The organism is Streptomyces sp. 71268, from assembly GCF_029392895.1.
Lineage (GTDB): Bacteria > Actinomycetota > Actinomycetes > Streptomycetales > Streptomycetaceae > Streptomyces.
This window is the reverse complement of the sequence record NZ_CP114200.1, coordinates 817,574-835,546: the sequence shown is the minus strand read 5'-3', so window position 1 is coordinate 835,546 and position 17,973 is coordinate 817,574. Positions and strand designations below refer to the sequence as shown.

16 protein-coding genes are annotated in these 17,973 nt (G+C 71.5%); 12 read left to right on the top strand and 4 right to left on the bottom strand.

Going from position 1 to position 17,973, the window contains the following annotated elements; genetic code table 11:
- Positions 1–61 precede the first annotated feature (61 nt).
- Positions 62–796 (bottom strand): response regulator transcription factor, encoded by a 735-nt coding sequence (locus tag OYE22_RS02945; RefSeq protein ID WP_277318935.1) that lies wholly within the window; start codon positions 794–796, stop codon positions 62–64.
- A gap of 284 nt (positions 797–1,080) precedes the next feature.
- Between OYE22_RS02945 and OYE22_RS02940 the strand changes: the two genes are divergently transcribed.
- Positions 1,081–2,409 carry a hydrolytic protein gene (locus tag OYE22_RS02940; RefSeq protein ID WP_277318934.1) on the top strand — a complete coding sequence of 443 codons (1,329 nt, stop codon included), beginning with the start codon at positions 1,081–1,083 and terminating at the stop codon, positions 2,407–2,409.
- Between the two features lie 732 nt (positions 2,410–3,141).
- Positions 3,142–3,702 (top strand): hemerythrin domain-containing protein, encoded by a 561-nt coding sequence (locus tag OYE22_RS02935; protein WP_277318933.1) that lies wholly within the window; start codon positions 3,142–3,144, stop codon positions 3,700–3,702.
- Between the two features lie 389 nt (positions 3,703–4,091).
- Here the strand turns inward: OYE22_RS02935 and OYE22_RS02930 are convergent, their stop codons facing one another.
- Both OYE22_RS02930 and OYE22_RS02925 read right to left on the bottom strand, forming a co-directional pair.
- Positions 4,092–4,811 (bottom strand): GAF and ANTAR domain-containing protein, encoded by a 720-nt coding sequence (locus tag OYE22_RS02930; RefSeq protein ID WP_277318932.1) that lies wholly within the window; start codon positions 4,809–4,811, stop codon positions 4,092–4,094.
- A 363-nt stretch (positions 4,812–5,174) separates the two neighbouring features.
- Positions 5,175–6,116 carry an ACP S-malonyltransferase gene (locus tag OYE22_RS02925; protein WP_277318931.1) on the bottom strand — a complete coding sequence of 314 codons (942 nt, stop codon included), beginning with the start codon at positions 6,114–6,116 and terminating at the stop codon, positions 5,175–5,177.
- A gap of 314 nt (positions 6,117–6,430) precedes the next feature.
- Between OYE22_RS02925 and OYE22_RS02920 the strand changes: the two genes are divergently transcribed.
- From OYE22_RS02920 to OYE22_RS02875, 10 genes are all read left to right on the top strand, one after another.
- On the top strand, positions 6,431–7,483 hold the full coding sequence (locus tag OYE22_RS02920) for an AfsA-related hotdog domain-containing protein (protein WP_277318930.1): 1,053 nt from the start codon (positions 6,431–6,433) through the stop codon (positions 7,481–7,483).
- Entirely contained in the window at positions 7,480–8,517 is a 1,038-nt protein-coding gene (locus tag OYE22_RS02915) for a 3-oxoacyl-ACP synthase (RefSeq protein ID WP_277318929.1), read from the top strand. The genes OYE22_RS02920 and OYE22_RS02915 overlap by 4 nt, the downstream gene beginning before the upstream one ends.
- Positions 8,518–8,582: 65 nt before the next feature.
- Positions 8,583–10,328 (top strand): FAD-dependent monooxygenase, encoded by a 1,746-nt coding sequence (locus tag OYE22_RS02910; protein WP_277318928.1) that lies wholly within the window; start codon positions 8,583–8,585, stop codon positions 10,326–10,328.
- Positions 10,325–11,380 (top strand): beta-ketoacyl-ACP synthase III, encoded by a 1,056-nt coding sequence (locus tag OYE22_RS02905; RefSeq protein WP_277318927.1) that lies wholly within the window; start codon positions 10,325–10,327, stop codon positions 11,378–11,380. Before OYE22_RS02910 ends, OYE22_RS02905 begins: the two co-directional genes overlap by 4 nt.
- Positions 11,377–11,634 carry a phosphopantetheine-binding protein gene (locus OYE22_RS02900; protein WP_277318926.1) on the top strand — a complete coding sequence of 86 codons (258 nt, stop codon included), beginning with the start codon at positions 11,377–11,379 and terminating at the stop codon, positions 11,632–11,634. The genes OYE22_RS02905 and OYE22_RS02900 overlap by 4 nt, the downstream gene beginning before the upstream one ends.
- Positions 11,631–12,866 (top strand): beta-ketoacyl-[acyl-carrier-protein] synthase family protein, encoded by a 1,236-nt coding sequence (locus OYE22_RS02895; protein ID WP_277318925.1) that lies wholly within the window; start codon positions 11,631–11,633, stop codon positions 12,864–12,866. Before OYE22_RS02900 ends, OYE22_RS02895 begins: the two co-directional genes overlap by 4 nt.
- Positions 12,867–13,012: 146 nt before the next feature.
- The gene (locus OYE22_RS02890; RefSeq protein WP_277318924.1) at positions 13,013–13,975 is read left to right on the top strand and encodes an aldo/keto reductase; all 963 of its coding nucleotides are present in this window, start codon (positions 13,013–13,015) and stop codon (positions 13,973–13,975) included.
- Positions 13,976–14,032: 57 nt separating this feature from the next.
- Entirely contained in the window at positions 14,033–15,691 is a 1,659-nt protein-coding gene (locus OYE22_RS02885; RefSeq protein ID WP_277318923.1) for a 3-hydroxyacyl-CoA dehydrogenase NAD-binding domain-containing protein, read from the top strand.
- 71 nt (positions 15,692–15,762) lie between these two features.
- Positions 15,763–16,278: a cupin domain-containing protein gene (locus tag OYE22_RS02880; RefSeq protein ID WP_277318922.1), complete on the top strand. Its 516-nt coding sequence runs from the start codon at positions 15,763–15,765 to the stop codon at positions 16,276–16,278.
- A 26-nt stretch (positions 16,279–16,304) separates the two neighbouring features.
- Entirely contained in the window at positions 16,305–16,985 is a 681-nt protein-coding gene (locus OYE22_RS02875; protein ID WP_277318921.1) for an HAD-IB family hydrolase, read from the top strand.
- A 60-nt stretch (positions 16,986–17,045) separates the two neighbouring features.
- Here OYE22_RS02875 and OYE22_RS02870 read toward each other — a convergent pair whose 3' ends face one another.
- Positions 17,046–17,846, bottom strand: a complete 801-nt coding sequence (locus tag OYE22_RS02870) for an AfsR/SARP family transcriptional regulator (RefSeq protein ID WP_277318920.1) — start codon at positions 17,844–17,846, stop codon at positions 17,046–17,048.
- Positions 17,847–17,973: the final 127 nt, after the last annotated feature.

Below are 17,973 nucleotides of genomic sequence, written 5' to 3'. Positions count from 1 at the left end.
AGGCGGGTGTGTCCGAGGGCAGCGCGCACGGCGGTGGCCGACCGGGGCACGGGCCGGTGGGTCAGATCAGGCCCTTGCGCAGCGCGTAGCCGACGGCATGGGCCCGGTTGCGTACCTGGAGCCGCGTGATGACCTCGTGCAGCACGTTCTTCACGGTCCGCTCCGAGTAGGCCGTCTTGCGGGCGATCTCCTTGGTGTCGAGGCCCTCCGAGACCAGGCGCAGCATCTCCGCCTCGCGGGCCGTCAGGGTCGACAGGGACACGGCCTGCGGGTCGAGCGACGAGCTTTGCAGGCCACCCACGTGGGTGAGGAGCTTGGCCAGCAGGTCACCGGGGAGCACGCCCTCGCCGTTGGCTATCGCCGACACCAGGCGTATCAGCTTGTCCTGGTCGGCCTCGGCGCGCCGCAGCACCGCCGCGACCCCGAGGTTGAGCGTGCGTTGCAGCGCGTCCCCCGACTCGAAGGTGCCCACCACGACCCCGGTACGGGTGGTGGAGTTGTGCCGCAGTCTCTTGAGAAGGGCGGACGTCTCGTCGTCCACCACGTCCACGACCACCAGGGACACGCGCGCGGCGTCGAGGTGGGCGTCGGCGACCAGCTCGATCTCGGGCCGGTGCCGTAACTGCTGGACCGTTCCCACGTAGAGGATCGGGTCAGGGGCGTAGACGGCGACGCTGACGCGCTCGGAGCTGACCGTGTGGGCGGGCCAGCGCGCGGGCTGGGCGGTCGACCGGTCGGGTTCCTGGCGCACCGTGGTGAACGCGGCGGTAGGGCTGATCATCTGGGTCGATGGCATGGGCAGGCACCTGTTCCATGAGACATGCGGGCACGGGCAGGGATTGCGGGTGGTACGGCTGAGCGACGCGACCACCGGCCGGGGGTGATCGTGGCGGCGATCGGTCGGCGGTGGTACGGGAAAGGGAGCCGGAGGGAGCTTCCGAAGGCACCGCGAGTGTCCGCGGCCTTGCCCCCGGGCCCCTCGTGGCGATCGGCGCGGCGTCCTAGCGTCGAGGCGTGACGTCTCCAACAGCCTCTCCCAGTCCAGGTGCAGCCGGTCTCGACATCCCCGAAGTGTCGGTGATGCCCGGTGGCACCGCGTCCACCACACTGACCGTTCGCAACGACAGCGACATCGTCGAGGCGTACACCTTGGAGATCGTGGGTGACTGCGCCTCCTGGTCCACCGCGGAGCCGGCGCGCGTCTCGCTCTACCCGGGCACCTCCGAGACGGTGACCATCCACCTGGCACCGCCGCGCTCGTCCGAGGTGCGCGCGGGCGCGTACCCGTTGGCGGTACGGGTGCTGCCCACCGAACACCCCGAGGCGGTACGGGTCCCCGAGACCACCGTCCGCGTCGAGGAGTTCCGGCACCTGCGCGCCGAGGTGGCCCCGCGCCGCCGCCGTGGCTGGTTGCGCGGCCGGTACCAGCTGGCCGTGCGCAACGAGGGCAACACCCCGGTACGGGTGGGCTTCACGCCCGACCAACCGGGCGAGGAACTCGGCTTCGACTTCCGGCCCACGACCCAGGAACTGGACCCGGGCGAGGCCGCGCACGTGGGCTTGCGGGTCCGTACGGGCAAGCCGGTGTGGTTCGGCGCCCCCGTGGTCTGGCCGTTCACGGTGGTCGTCGCCGAGTCCGCGACGACCGGCGACCGACAGGAGGGAGCGGAGGAGCTGGGGCCGGCGGCCGTCCAACCGTCGCTGGATGTGGAGTTCGTCCAGATCCCGATCTTCCCGAAGTGGCTGCTCGCCGTGTTGGCGGCCCTCCTCGCCCTGCTTCTGGCCTGGTTCATGCTCGTGCGCCCGACGGTGCGCAGCGCGGCCCAGGACGCGGCCAACGACGTCGTGCGTCCGCGGCCGACGCCCGGGCCGGGCGCGCCCGGCCAGGACGAACAGGGGGCCGGCGAAGGCGCGGAACAGCGCCCCGGGGGCGGTACGGACGCCCAGCCCGGCGGTGGCACGGACGCCCAGCCGGGCGGCGAGAAGGGCCCCGGGGCCGGCGGCGAGAACGGTGGCGACGGCACGGCCAGGGGTGGCGGCACGACCGGCGGCAAGGAACAGAGTTCGGTCACGCTCGACGTGGAGGCGGCCGCGGGCGCGGTGGGTGCCACTCCGTACAAGGTGGAGAAGGGGAAGATGTTCGAGGTCACCGACATCGTCGTCTCCAACTACCAGGGCGACGAGGGCGTGTTGACCATCCACTTCGGCAACCGCAAGATCACGACGATCGCACTGGAGACCTTCCGCAACCTGGACTACCACTGGGTCACTCCCATCCGGATCACCGAGAACGCCACCGTGCGGGCCCAGGTGACCTGCGCGAAGCCGGGCACGCCGGCGACGGGACAACGGGCACAGCAGTGCCACGAGGTCGTGAACGTCAGCGGTCTGCTCAGTGACTACAGGTGAACTGGGCGCCCCGACCACGGTCGGGGCGCACGGTCGGCTTGCGCGTGTGGGGCCGCCCTACCGCGTACGGAACTGGATTCTCACGCCATTCGCCCGAATAGTTCTCTCCAGTAGCAAATACTCCGGGATTGCCGCTCGGAATGCCCTGGCTGGATAGCGAGCGGGCATTCGGTAACCGAGAAGATTTGGCCTGACATTGGTACCACCCGCGAAGGCGGGGCGGGCGCCGGGTCGATGTGCGCGGCAGGTACTTGCCAGGAAAGGCGCGACATACCGCCTTGCCGTTCTGCCGGGGCCTTCGCGGAGCGCACCCTGTTCGGTTGGCGAGACGGCTGCCGTTCTGGCTGACCCACCATAGGAGGGCGGCCCGCGCGGGACTCAGCAGGATGGCCAGGGAGTCGGCGGCGGGCTGGACCGGGTCGCCGCCCGAGTTCAGCGCCAGTCCGGGCGCGTGACAAGCCAACGTGTTCGGCCCAACAAGCCCTGACCTGCCTACGGTTGTGGGGCGGGGAGCACGGACTGTCCTCTCCGTATCCGGTGCTTGCCGTTCGCTGGGCACGGCCGGCCGCGCGCCGGGCGGCCGTGGAACGTGCCGCCGGGCCCAGGGAGGCGTCGGGAGATGGCTGCTGGAGGAGGTCGCCCACTGTCTGCCGCGATTGCGTTCCCGTTTGCACACGCGGAAGTGCGGATACACGGTCGAGGCAACCCAGTCACCACACGAGAGGAACGCCCGTGGGCCACGGCGGAGACGTCATCGCGGAATTGACCACCGACCACCAGGAGGTCGAGGAGTTCTTCGGGAAGATCCAGGCCCTGCCGTCGGGAGACGAGCGGCGCAAGAAGTACGCGGAGCAGGCGGTGATCGAGCTGGTGCGCCACTCGGTGGCCGAGGAGGCGTATCTGTACCCGGCCGTGCGTGAATTCCTGCCGGACGGGGACGCGGTCGCCGACAAGGAGATCGAGGACCACGCCAAGGCCGAGCGGATCATGAAGGAACTCGAAGGCGTCGACGCCGACGATTCCCGGTTCGACCGGCTCGTGGACGATCTCATGAAGGAGATACGCGCGCACGTGCGGGACGAGGAGGGCCACCTCTTTCCCCGGCTGCGGACGGCGGCTTCCGCGGAGGAACTGGCCAAGCTGGGTGACAAGGTGCGCCAGGCCAAGAAGACGGCGCCGACCCGCCCCCACCCCTCGGCCCCCGACACGCCGCCTGCCAACAAACTGCTGGCCCCCGGCGCGGGCATGGTGGACCGCCTCAGGGACGCCTTGACGGGCCGTGGTAAGGACTGACACCACACGCACGCCCCAGCCGCCCGCCCCGCCGCTCCACCCCTCAGTCCCACGGCTGACACGAGGCCGCCCGCGACCTGGCCGCCTCGCGCACATGCCAGGACCACCCGCCCCTGACCGGCGGAGAGACACTCCCCACGACGTGGCCCGCGCGGACAACTCGGCCAGCGCAGCGGTGAGAGCGGCTTCGGCCGTATCACCACAGTGACGCATGCTGCGGCGCCGAACGCCCCGGCGTTCTCGCCGCAGCGGGCCGAGGGGACGCGCCCGCAGGCCCGGGCGACCGCGCACCGCCTTGTCACCCGCGCTCGCCGCACTGCCGCCCGGGCCGGACGCCGACCTGCGGCAGGACCTCGCGAAGCTGCACGCGCGCCGAAACAGTGGGCCGGTCAGGGCCGGGGCCGCAGCCCGCCGTCCTGAGGTGGTCGGCCGCCGACGCTGGTGACCAGGTCGCGACACAGGTCGCGGAGCTTGATGTTGCGGTTCTGCGAAGCGCCGCGCAGGATGCCGAACGCCTTTTCCGCGTCGCAGCGCTGCTGGCCCATGATGATTCCGATGGCCTGGTCGATGATGCTGCGCGAGCGCATCGCTGTCTCCAGATCGTTCGCGAACCGCTGGGCGTCGGCGATCCGCTGCGCCAGAGCGATCGCACCGGTGGCCTGCGCGGCGATCAGTCGTAGCCCGGTGAGGTCCGTTTCGGCGAAGCCGTCCGGCTTGGGCGAGTAGAGGTTGAGCGCGCCGGCCGTGTGGGTGTGCGCGGCGATCGGCAGCGAGAGTGAGGAACGGGTCCCGCGCGCGACGGCGTGAGCGGGGTAGGGGTCCCACCGCTGCTCACCCAGCATGTCGGCGATCATGAACTCCTCACCGTTGCGCAGGGCTTGCAAGCAGGGGCCGTCGTCCAGGCCGTACTGCTTCTCGTCCAAGTCGCGCGCGCTGCGTCCCGCGCTGGCCACCGTCAGGAACCGGCCCTCGCGGCTGAGGGTGATGCCACAGCCGTCCGCCGCGGGTGTACGGGCCAGCGCGTGGTCGGCCAAGGTGTCCAGAAACCCTTCCAGGGAGTCGGTCTCCAGAAGGAGATCGGTCACGTGCGGGTCGTCATCGCTCGCCATGAAGAAGCCCCTCGTGCAGGTCATGCGGGCCTGCCGTCGGCATCGGTCAGAATGAGCGGCGCCAGGGGCCACGGCCCAGACCGGTGGGGGAATCTCCCAGCGTCAGCAGTCGCCCTGGCCCGCGAAGGAGCCGGAGGGGGCGGCCACACCTCCAGCATCGCGCCCGCGTTCGCCACACCGCGCGGCGTGAACCCCGACCGCCGCCTCGCCCACGAGGACACCGACGCCGGCATCACTGCAGCCACTGCCGCCGCATGGGCGCGATCTAGATCAGATGCCGGGCCTGACGGTGATCCCGGGCACAGCCGGAGAGCCATGGCTACGCGAGGCACGGCCCGTGTGCTCGGTTGACGGGCAAGCCCGTCAACGGGCCTCCGGGATTGCTGAAGCAGGCGTCACCGGCACGTCGGGAAGCACGCGGCGCGCCAGGCCGGCCAGGGTGCGACCGGGCCCGAGGTCCATCAGTCGGTCGCAGCCAAGCTCCGCTACGAGGACGTGCAGTGTGGCCTCCCAGCGGACCGGGGAAACCAGTTGGCGCTTGCAGAGGTCCGTCCACACCCACCCCGCACGGTGCGGGCGCGCGTCTGTGTTGGCCACCACCGTTCCGTGCGCGGGTGCGAACCGGACGTCTCGTAGCGCGTGCGACAGTTCGCGGCTGGCCGGTGCCATGCGTGGTGTGTGGCAGGCGGCGGAGACCGGGAGAACGTTGTAGCGCCACCCCGCCTCGCGAGCCAGCTCCCCGGCCGTCTCGATCGCCTCGCGATCGCCTGCCACGACGGTCTGTGCGGCGCTGTTGAGGTTGGCGATCCACAGGTGTCCGCCGGTGGCCCGTACTCGCTCGACGAGGGTCGTCACTTCCGTGGCTGGTGGTCCCATGACCGCGGCCATGCCACCAGGGGCGCGGCGGGACGCCTCGACCATGGCACGGCCGCGCGCACCGACCAGCCGGGCGCCGTCGGCGGTGCTGAGCGCGCCCGAGGCGGCCAGTGCCGTGTACTCGCCGAGGCTGTGTCCGGCGAAGGCGACCACCTCGGTTTCCGGGCGGGTGCGCCGGAACTCCGCCCAAGCCAGCGACGAGGCCGTGTAGACCACGATCTGGGCGAGGTCGGTCCGAGCCAGCGTCTCCGCGTCGGTCTCCAGCAGCAACTCCACCACGTCGTGCCCCGACGCCTCGGAAATGGTGGCGGTGAGGTCGGCCCACGCGGGAGTGTCACGCCACCGTTTTCCCAAGCCCGACCGTTGCACGCCCTGTCCGGGGAAGAGCGCGGCGACGCGCGTCCCCTCTTTGTTGTCCGCGGTGACCACCCTGCATTCCTCCCGTTGTCCCGCTTCCCGTTAATCGAGCGGCGTTTAGATTTTTGGAGGTCACGGCTCAAGCGGGCAACAAGCGCCGACCACTTGGGCACGGCCTTCGCCCGGCTTGAGTTCAAAATTGGTGGGCCTGCCGAATGCTGGTCACGTAACGGCCCGAGGCGTGGTCCGACGGTTGCTGCAACGATGGCTGGCGAATGCGTCGCCGGAGGTCCACGACGGTGTGCACGGACATCAGGAGATCCGCAATTACACGTATCAGAGATGTATACGCGGGAAACGCCATAGCCCAGGCCCTGGAGGTGTTCATGGAAGCAGAGATTCCCGGTCGCGGTCGTCCGGAAGCGAAGACGCTGGAATTCACGCAAACCGTCGACCGGTCCCTGCTCCACCGCTGGGCACTCTCCGAGGTCTTTCTGACCGATGCCCGACGCGTTAGCGAATCGGAGTACCTCGCCGCCGCTCAGCTGCCGTCGGCGCACGGTTACTACACGGAGGGCACCTCGCGCCTCGGGGTCCCGGACCCGCTCCTGTTGTTGGAGTGCTGCCGCCAGGCGGAGACCTACGGCGGCCACGTCTTCTTCGATGTCGCCCGGGACACCACGTTCCTCCTGCGGTCGTGGTCGATGTCGCTGCCGGGACTGCTGACCGCGCCCACGTACCCACGCCCCGGTGAACTGGCCATGCGGGTACGCACCGGCAACCGTCGGGGTGCGGCTGGCGACGTGCGGCGGCTCACCTACGACATCGACATGGCGCTCTTCGGTCACCGGCTGGGCCACGCGAGCATCGACGTCGGCTACATCCCCGGCCCGGTGTACGCCGCGGTGCGCGAGCGGGGCCGGGGCGGGCCGCTCACACCGTTCGCCGAGATCCCCCGCACCGCATCACGCGTCCCACCCTTCCTGGTGGGGCGCACCGATCCGGCGAACGTCGTGCTCGGCGACGTCACCGTCGGCCCGGATGGGGCGTCCGCCCCCATCCGGCCACCGGTGGACCACCGCAGCATGTTCGACCACGAGCAGGACCACCTGCCGGGCATGGTGCTGATGGAGGCGGCTCGGCAACTGTGTCTGCTCGCCGCCTCCGAGCTGTTCGGAGCCTCGGTGCCCCGGACGACCGTCGTCGGCCTCGACTTCTCGTTCACGCGCTACGCCGAACTGGACTCCCTGACCACCGTGCACATCCGCAAGGCAGAGGCGTACGGGTACACCGCCGAGAGCGGCGACCGCTTACCCCAAGCGCGGCTCTTCCACGTGGAGTTCACGCAGGACAACACGGTCGTCGCCGCCGGCCGCGTGCACACGGCGACGTCCGTGCTGGCCGAGCGCCCGCCCGTCAGAACGGGAGTGGAGGCATGAGCGTGCCGGCTGACATCTTCCTCACCCCGGCGGACTGGTTGCCACCCACCGTCGTCAAGGCCACCGACGCGCTCGCCGACGGGCTGATCACCCACGACGAGGCGCGAGCCATGGGATACGAGCGGCTGCCGGTCTCCGCCGCCGAGTCGGCCCCCGAACTGGCGGTGCGCGCGGGACGCGCGGCACTGGCCAGGGCCGGTACCCGGCCCGAGGCGGTGCGCACGGTCCTACATGCCTGGACCTACTACCAGGGGCACGACTTCTGGTCGCCCGCGCACTACGTCGCGCGGCACACCGGCGCGACGAGCGCCGTCCCGGTCGGCATCCAACAGATGTGCAACGGCGGGGCGGCGGGCCTGGAGGTCGCGCTGGCCAGGCTCGTGGCCGAACCCGATCACGGTCCGGTCCTGGTGACGACGGGGGACCGGTTCGGTGCCCCCGGTTTCGACCGGTGGGGCAGTGACTACGGCGTGTGGTACGGCGACAGTGGCACGGCTGCGGTACTCGCCCGTGGTGGCGAGCGGACCGACCACGCGCTCGCACTGCGGGCCCTGGTCACCGAGGCCGCGCCGGAGCTGGAGGTCGTCCACCGCGATCTGGACCGCTTCCAGGAAGCGGCGCACGCTGCCGGGCCCACCGTCGACGTGCGGCGTACCAAGAAGGCCTTTCTGACCGGCACCGGCCGGGAGCCGTTCGTGGCCCAGCTGCGCGAGACCACGTCGCGGGTGGTGGCGGGTGCGCTGGCCCAGGCGCGTCTCGCGCCCGAGGACCGGTCCGTGCGCGCGGTACTGCTGCCCCGGCTGGGCACCGCCACGGCTCGCGAGATCTACGGCCCGGCCGTGGCGGCCGTCACCGAGGCCCCGGCCGTCGACCTCGGCTGCGACACCGGTCACCTGGGAGCGGGTGATCTGCTGTCGAACCTCGCGGCGCTCCGCGGCTCCGGACGGTGGTCCCTGCGCGCTGGCGAGCACGCCGTCGTGCTCAGCGCGGGCGCCGGCTTCACCTGGAGCGGCGTGGTCGTCCAACGCCCCTGAACCAACCTCCTCACGTGGTGCCGGACCTGCCTCGCAGTCCCGGCACCCGAACGAAAGGCACGATGATGACGATTCCCCTACGCGAAACGCCGGGCGACAAGCGGCCGGTCCTCATTGTCGGAGGCGGCCCCGTCGGGCTGGTCCTCGGCTGCGAACTCCTCAGTCAGGGTGTCCCGGTGCGGATCATCGACGGCACCCCGCCCGGATCGGCACTGCACTCCCGCGCCATCGTGGTGTGGCCGCGCAGCCTGGAGTTGCTGAGCCGTGTCGGCGCGGCGGAACCGCTGGCCGAGGCCGGCAACCGGTTGGACGCGGTGTCCTACTACTCGCAGAAGCGACCCCTTGGCTCGATCGAGATGAGCCGCCTGAAGGACACGCCCTACCCCTTCGGCCTCGTCATCCCGCAAGACCGCACCGAGGACGTGGTGCGCGACCGGCTGGTGGCGCTCGGCGGCAAGGTCGAGCACGGTGAGGTCACTGGGCTCGACAACTCCGGCGGGCGACCCGTGGTCGAGGTGACGTGGGCCGGGGGCCGCACCGAACAGATCGAGTCGGACTGGGTGATCGGCGCGGACGGGGCTCACAGCTCGGTACGCCGCCTTGCGGGCATCGCCTTCCTCGGCAGCGGGGAGGACGTGCTCTTCGCCATCGGCGACGGGCCCATCGACGGTGACCTGCACCACCACGAACTGCTCTACTGCTACACCAGGGGTGGTGCGCTGGGCTTCGCACCGTTCGGCGGCGGGCTGTTCCGGCTGGCCGTCAGCGTCCCCGGCTGGACCGAGGGCCACGCACCGCCCCGCGCGTTGTTCCAACGAGTGATGGACGAGCGGGCGCCGCGGCGAGGTCTGATCGGGCCGCTGAACTGGACGACCATCTTCCGCGCCCGGCGCCGAGTCGCCGAGACCCTGCGCGACGGCCGGGTCTTCCTCGCCGGGGACGCCGGCCACATCTTCAGCGCGGCCGGTGCCCAGGGCATGAACACCGGTATCCAGGACGCGGTGAACCTCGGCTGGAAATTGGCCGGCGTGATCCGAGGCACCTTGGAGCCGGGCATCCTGGACAGCTACGACTCCGAGCGGCGCACGGCCGCCGAGCGTGTGGTCCTCACCACCGCCAAGCAGACAAGCTGGGGCCTGTTCCACCGTCGAAAGGACGTCGCCGTCCGTGACACCCTGGTGCGGGTGGCCCGGCGTACCGGCGCGCTCCAACGGTTCGGTGCCCCGTTGATGGCCCAGCACGACGTGACCTACCGGCCGGCCGAGACGCTGTGGGACACCCTTCCATCACTCACCCGCCAGGCGCGGGTGGGGGACCGGCTGCCGGTCTTCAGCCGGCACGGCCCCGCCGAAGGGGCGGCGGCCGGCGCGACGCCGGGCGGCGGTCGATGGCCCACCATCGATCCGGAGCTGCCCACCCTGCTGATGTGGGCGGGCGAGCGCCAGCACGACGCGTGGGCCAGACAGCGCGCGGCGCTGCTGGAGACGCTGCCGGCGGAGTTCGCCGCTGTCGACATCTCGGGCTGGCCCGGCTTCCGACCGCTGCTGGGCAAACAGCCCAGAGCCGTGCTCGTCCGCCCGGACGGCCACATCGCCTCCCTCATCGCACCTGAGCCGACCGAACTGAGGATTGCCCTCAGGCGGGCCCGCGTCGTGCTGCCAGGACCGCTGCCGGGCGCGAGCGTGGGCGGCGAGACCGTCACCGAGATGGGGGCGAGCGCCGCGGCGGGAGCCCTGGCCCCCCAGCAGGCCACGGCGCCGTCGGCACCGAAGAAGGCGCGGCCGACCGCGCCGGAGAAGGCGGCGTCATGAGCCGGGCCGCCGTGGTCTGTGGGCTGGGCGCCTGGGTTCCACCGACCGTCGTCACCAACCACGACCTGGCCGAGCGACTCGACACCACCGACGAGTGGATACGCACCCGCACCGGCATCGCGCGGCGGCACGTCATCGAGCGGGGCCAGGCCACCTCCGACCTGGCGGTCGAGGCTGGGCGACGGGCGTTGGCGTCGGCGAGTGACGGCGGCACGGCCGCCGACCACGAGGTCGACCTCGTCGTGCTGGCCACCAGCACCCCCGACCGCCCCTGCCCGGGCACCGCGCCGACGGTGGCCGCACGACTGGGGCTGGGTGCCGTCGCGGCATTCGACGTACAGGCCGTGTGCACAGGCTTCGTCTACGCGCTGGCGACCGCGGCCGGCATGCTGTCGGCGGGCACGGCCCGACGTGCCCTGGTCATCGGCGCCGACGCCTTCTCCACCATCCTCGACCCGGAGGACCGCACCACTCGCGCCATCTTCGGCGACGGCGCGGGCGCCGTGGTCCTCAGGTCGGGCCAAGCCCACGAGCCAGGAGCCCTACTCGGCTTCGACCTGGGCAGCGACGGCACCGGGGAAGACCTCATCACGGTACGGGCCGGCGGCTCGCGGCAGCGGTCCACCGCCGAACAGGTCCACGCGGGGGACCACTTCTTCACCATGGCGGGCCGGGCCGTCTTCACCCAGGCAGTGCTCAGCATGAGCAAGTCCGCGCAGACGCTCATCGACCGGGTGGGCTGGTCGGAACCGGGCGTCGACCGGGTGGTGGCCCACCAGGCCAACGTACGCATCCTGCGAGCCGTCGGCGAACAGCTGGGGCTCGCCGACGAACAGGTGGTCATCCACCTCGACCGGGTCGGCAACACGGTCGCTGGCTCCATCCCGCTGGCACTCGCCGACGCGGTCACCGCCGGCGACCTGCGCGCCGGGCAGCGAGTACTCCTCACCGGCTTCGGCGGCGGCCTCACCTGGGGCTCCACGGCGCTGATCTGGCCGGACCTGCCCCTTCCCGCACCGCACGCACCCACTCTCCGAAAGGAACAGGCATGACCGCGGCTGTCGACACCCAGAAGATCAGGGACCGAGTGGTGTCCCTCATGGACGAGAAGTTCGGTCTACCGGCGGAGGAACTTCTCTCCGGCGCGTCCTTCGAGGACCTGGACATCGACTCTCTCATCCTCATCGAACTCGGGCTGCTCCTTCGTAAGGAGATGGGCGTGGTGTTACAGGAGGGCGAATTGAAGTCCTCGCACACGCTGGACGAGGCCGTGGCCGTCATCGAGGCGAAGGGACCGCGGGTGTGACCGGCACCGTCGGGGACCGCGTCGTATCGATCACGGGCATGGGGCTGCTCACACCCGCTGGGTCGGGCCCCGAGGAGAACTGGCGGCGCCTTCTGCGCGGGGTCTCCGCCGCGGCCAAGGACCCCGAACTCAAAGGCGCGGAGGTCGATTTCTCGTGCCGGGTGCCCGACTTCGACGCCGACGCCCTGCTCGGCCGGCGCACGGCGTGGCGCCTCGACCGCTTCGTCCAACTCGCGGTCGTGGCCGCACGGCAGGCGGTCGCTGACGCGGGCCTCGGGCCCGACACCTGGAACGCCACCCGGGTCGGAGTCGTCCTCGGCAACTCGCTGGGCGGCACAACAACCTTCGAGGCCCAACACCGCATGTTCTACGGCGGCGCCGCCGAGGACCTGTCACCGTTGATGATCCCCATGGGCATGGTCAACATGGTGGCCGGGTACGTCGCGATGGACCAGAAGGCCCTCGGCCCGAGCCTGGTGACCGCTACCGCCTGCGCCTCAGGGGCCTCCGCTATCGGCACGGCCCGGGACTGGCTCGTGGGCGGCGTGTGTGATGTCGTACTGGCCGGCGGTACGGAGGCGGCCCTGTCCCCGGCGACCATGACGGGACTCGCCCGGATGGGAGCGCTCTCGGCGCGTGGGGACGACCCGGGCGCGGCCTCCCGACCGTTCGCCGCCGACCGCGACGGCTTCGTCGCCGGCGAGGGCGCGGCCGTCCTGGTCCTGGAACGGCAGCGGGACGCCAGAGCCCGAGGGGCGCGCCGCTACGCCGACGTGGCCGGCTTCGGCGCCTCCTCGGACGCCCACCACGCCACGGCGCCCCACCCGCAGGGCGCCGGGTTGGAACGGGCGCTGCGCGCCGCGCTCGCCGACGCCGGCGTGGCCCCCGCCGAGGTGGGTCACGTCAACGCGCACGGCACCTCGACGCCGATGAACGACCTGACAGAGGCCCGTGCCCTGCGCCGGGTGCTGGGCGACGGCGCCGCCGTCACCTCGACCAAAGGAGTCACCGGACACACCCTGGCCGCCGCGGGGGCGATCGAGGCCGCCTACACCGCACTGACACTTCGTCACGGGACCGTGCCACCCACCGCCAACGTGCGTGTGCTCGACGCGGCCATCGCGGTGGACGTGGTCACGGACGCACCGCGCACGGTGGCCCTGGATGTCGCGGTCAGCACCTCGCTCGGCTTCGGCGGGCACAACGCGGCGCTGGTGCTCACCGCTGCCTGATCCGGGTTCGGGTGGGTGCTGACCCTGCTCGCACCGCGGCCCCCCACACCGTCGGGCTCACGAGCGCCGCCCGGGTACGGGCCGCGACGGCCAGCGCGGCCAACACAGACCAGCACAGCCAACGGACCACAGGAACAGGAGAGCGCATGCGGACGCGTCAACTGGGTGACAGCGGGCCCGAGGTCGGGGCGGTCGGCCTCGGTTGCATGGGAATGAGTTGGGGCTACGCCGAGTCCCAGCGGGACGACGCCCTGTCGGTCAGGGTGCTGGAACAGGCGCTTGACCTCGGTGTCACACACCTGGACACGGCGGACGTCTACGGTGACGGCCACAACGAGGCGCTGGTGGGTCGGGTGCTCGCACGGCGCCGGCGGGAGGCCGTCGTCGCGACCAAGGTGGGCCTGGTCGTGGACGACCTGGGCGCGCGTGCGATGCACCGCGACGGCTCACCGGCGCACGTCCGGCGTGCCGCCGAAGCGAGCCTGCGCCGTCTCGGTACGGACGTCATCGATCTGTACTACCTGCACCGGGTGGACCCGGCGGTACCCCTGGAGGAGACCTGGGGCGCGCTGTCCGAACTGGTGGCGCGGGGCACGGTGCGCCGGCTCGGGCTGTCGGAGGTGACCATCGAGGAGATCGAGCGCGCCCACCGGGTCCACCCTGTCTCGGCCGTCCAGTCCGAGCTGTCGCTGTGGACCCGGAACCCGCTCGCCGAGGGCTCGGACGTGGTGCGGTGGTGCGCGGACCACGGCGCCGCGTTCGTACCCTTCGCCCCGCTCGGCCGCGGCTTCCTCACCGGGGCCTTCGACCGACCGGACTTCGAGGAGGGGGACTTTCGCTCGACCAACCCACGATTCGCCGACGCCGCGTTCGCCGCCAACCTGCGCATCGTGGCAGCCGTCCGCAGGGTCGCCGCCCGGCACGCGGTCACCCCCGCCCAGGTGGCCATCGCGTGGACGCTAGCCCAGGGGGAGCACGTGATCCCCGTCCCGGGCACCAAGAATCCGCGTTACCTGACCGAGAACGCCACGGCCGAGGCACTCCGGCTGACCGCCGGTGACCTGGCGGAGCTGGACGCGCTGCCCGCCGCGGTCGGTGGCCGCTACTGACCCTGGGTGGGGGCGGCCCCGGTTGCCCCGCCCATCTGGTTCCAAGACGGGAGTCGCATGACTGTGAGTACGGTCCACACCGCCGCCGTGGTCGGACTCGGCACCGCCGGCACCGAGTTGGCCCGCCGGCTGTCCGGCGCCGGCATCCGTGTCATCGGCGTCGAGCCGGACGGCGAGGCCGTCGCCCGCGCCCTACGTGCGGTGGGCTCCGGTCCGGTCGAGGTGACTTCGCGCGTGGCCGCGGTGGCCGCGGCGGACCTGGTCCTGGAGGCCGTACCAGAACCGGAGGCGGCCAAGCGCGCGGTCCTGACAGCCATCGCGGGCCACCGGCGCGCCGACGTGCCCATCGTCACCACGGCTCTCAGCACGCCCGTCGCCGCGCTGGCGGACGCCGCCCCCGGCCCGTTGCTGGCCCTGCGATTCGCCCGCGCCGACCGGCTCGACGCGGCGGAACTGGCCCGGGCCCCGGGCGCCCCCGATGAGGCCTTGCGACGGGTCGTGAGCACACTGGCGGCGGGCGGCGTCACCACCCACGAGGTGCCCGACCGGCCCGGCTCGCTCGCTCCCGGTCTGCTCCTCGGGTTCCTCAACCAAGCGGCGTGGATGTGTTACGACGGCTACGTGGAACCGGAGGTGCTGGAGACCGCCGTCCGACTGGGCTGCGGCTGGCGGGAGGGGCCGCTGGGCGTGTTGGCGGCCATCGGGCACCGCACCGCCACGGACATCCTGCGCGGGCTCCAGCAGCGCCTGGGAGAGCGGTACGCTCCGGCCCCACTGCTCGCCGGGCCACCCGTAGCCGTATCCCCGCGGCCGGAGCCCGTCACGGATGCCGTGCCCGAGGTGCGGACCGTTGCCGTGCTGGGCTCCGGGACCATGGCCACCGGCATCGCCGAGGTGTTCCTGCGCGCCGGCCACCGCACGCTGCTCGTGGCGCGCACCGAGGAGAAGGTGGCCGAGGCGCGCGCGGCGGTCGAGTTCGGGTTGCTGCGCACCGGCCGAGCCACGGAAGAGGTGACCGAGGCGCTCGGCCGGTGGTCCGGGCACACGGAGGTCGCCGTCGTAGCGCAGGCCGACCTGGTGGTCGAGGCGGTCGTGGAGGACCTGGCGGTCAAGCGCCGGATATTCGGCGAACTCGGTGCGCTGTGCCGGCCCGGCACGGTGCTGGCCACCACCACGTCGGCGCTCTCCGTGACCGCGTGCGCCACCGCCTCCGGCCGGCCCCGGGACGTGCTCGGGCTGCACTTCTTCAACCCGGCAGCCACCATGGACCTGGTCGAACTGGTACGGACGGAGCACACAGGCGAGTCCGCCCTCGCCGCAGCCCGCGCCGTGCTGGCCGCCGCGGGCAAGGTGGCCGTGGAGTGCGAGGACCGTACCGGCTTCGTGGTCAATGCCCTCCTGTTCCCCTACCTCAACGACGCCCTCACGGCACTGGAGGACCCTCGCGTCCAGCCCGCGCTGCTGGACACCGTCATGAAGTCCGTCGCCGGCCAACCCCTGGGACCCACCCGCCTCCTCGACATGGTCGGGGCCGACGTGGCACTGGAGGTACAGCGCAGGCTGCACCAGGACCAGGACCAGGGCCGGGGTCGGCCGGTTCCGGCCCCCACCGACCTACTACGCCGGCTCGTGGACCGTGGCTTTCTCGGACGCAAGAGCGCCGGCCGTGGTGTGCGAGTCCTGCTGACCGAGGAAGCGCGCGCCGGCGCGACCTGAGCCCGCGTCGGAGGCCGGTTCCTGCGTCCGTACGGCACATCCGTCTGACACCCACAACCAAGGAGTACGCGATGACCCCCTTCCTTCTTCCTGTCTCCCGGCTGCGCCGGTTCGGTTACGCCGCGGCGGCGACGGCCCTGTGCCTGACCGCCGTCGGCGCCGCGAGCGCCACTGGCACCGACCAGGGCGCGGCGCCCCGGCCCCAGGCTGGCGGCCCGATCACCAGTGAGACCCTCTCCGAGGGCGACACCACCCTTCCGTTCAGGATCAAGGCCGAGGGCCCCCGGCACCTGCTGTACCGCAAGGCCACCATCCCCCCGGGTACCGCCACTGGCTGGCACTACCACCCGGGGTCCGAGATCGCCGTCATCGCCTCCGGGACGCTGACGCGCGTCAACGGCGACGACTGCCGCGTCCGTGTCCTTGGGCCCGGCGACGCCCTCGTCGAACCCACCGGCCCCAAGGAGGTGCACTACGGAGTCAACCGGGGCACCGAGCCCGTGGTGCTCTACATCACCGACGTACTTCCCAAGGGGGCGCCCGTCTCCGTACCTGCCGACAACCCTGGCTGCCCCACCGCGCGATGAGTGCGCGACAGGAGCGAGGTAGCGCTGTGCGCGAGACCGACGAGCCCATCGGCATGGCCTTCTTCGACGTGGACGAGACCCTCCTCACCTTCAAGAGCATGTTCCGCTTCCTCGCCTACCACTTCCGAGCCCGCGGCCTGCCTCCCGAGGTGTACGAACGGGCCGCGGCGGAGCTGCGGAACCGGGCCGCCGCCGGCGTGCCCCGGGATGAGACCAACCGCGACTACTACCGCCACTACTCCGGGCGTTCCGTGGCTGAGGTGGCGGCGCACGCCCGCGCGTGGTTCGCGGCCGAACTGACCGACGGTGGCGCGCTGCACGAACCTGCGGTGGAGGCACTGCGCCGCCACCGCGAAGCTGGCGCGATCACCGTGCTGGTCTCCGGATCCTTCCCGCCGTGCCTGGCACCGGTGCGCGACGTGCTCGGCGCCGACCTGGTGGTGTGCAGTGAACCGGAGCACCGAACCGGCCACTACACCGGTCGGTTGATCCGCCCCATGATCGGTGCCCAGAAGGGGCGCGCGGCCCAGGAGCTGCTGGCTCGGTACGGCATCGCACCCGAGCGGGCCGCTGCCTACGGTGACCACGCCTCGGATCTGTCACTACTGCGGGCTGTGGGCCACCCCGTTGCCGTGGGGGACGACCCCCAACTGGGCTCCTACGTCCTTGAGGTGGGCGGGAGCCGGTTACCGGGGATTCCGGGCTGATCGGACGGTGGGGCATTCTGGGGGAGGGCACCATGGAGGTGCCCTCCCCCCTGTCCGTGCCTACCGAGCGGCCCCGGACAGGGCCAGGAACTGTTCGTCGGGCTCGTCCTGGAGCATCACGTGATGCAGCGTGTTCACGCTCGGCGACGGTGAGATGCCCAAATCCTCGCCCATCCGTGTACGCAGTCGCTGGTAGACCTCCAGCGCGGCGGCCCTACGTCCGGAGCTGTACAGCCCGCGCATGAGTTGGGCGTGCAGGTTTTCGTGGTAGGGGTGCTCGATGGTCAACTCCGTGGCCTCCTCCACCGCCTCCTGGGCGCGCCCGGTCCGCAACAGGGACTCGACCAGCAACTCACGTGCGCCGAGGTGGAGTTCGCAGAGGCGCTCGGCATGCGGGGAGAGGACTCGGCCGATCTTGACGTTGCCGAGCGGTGGCCCTTGCCAGCGTGCCAGCCCCTGCCTCATCAGCCGCTCGGCCTCTGCGGCGTCGTCGCGCGCGATGGCCGCCCGGCTGCGCCGCAGCAGTTGGTGAAAGGAGGGCTTGTCCCACTCGTCGTCCGCGACCCGCAACACATAACTGTTCCCGTCCGTCACCAGCCTGCTGGCCGCCACGTGCTTCACCGTGGTGCGGGTGCCCTCGGCCATGATGCGGCGAATGACTCCGATGTAGGTCTGGAGCGCGGTCATGGCCGTACGGGGTGGCACCCCGTCCCATAACTCGTCGATGAGCGTGGGCATGGTGACGCGTTGCCCCGCGCGGAGCAGCAACAACGCGAGCGCCTGGCGCTGCTTGGGGGCCGATGGTGTGATGTCCCGCCCCTCGACGATGAGGGCCAGACTTCCGAGGGTCCGAAATTCCATGGCTACTTCGGCTTCTTCCTAGGAGTGAGTCGCAGAACTGACCCCGAGGTAACTATCGCTCAAGAGCGAGCCGACGCCGTGTGGGGGAACGGGTCAGGAAAGCGGGGCCGCTCCGTGTGACGACCAG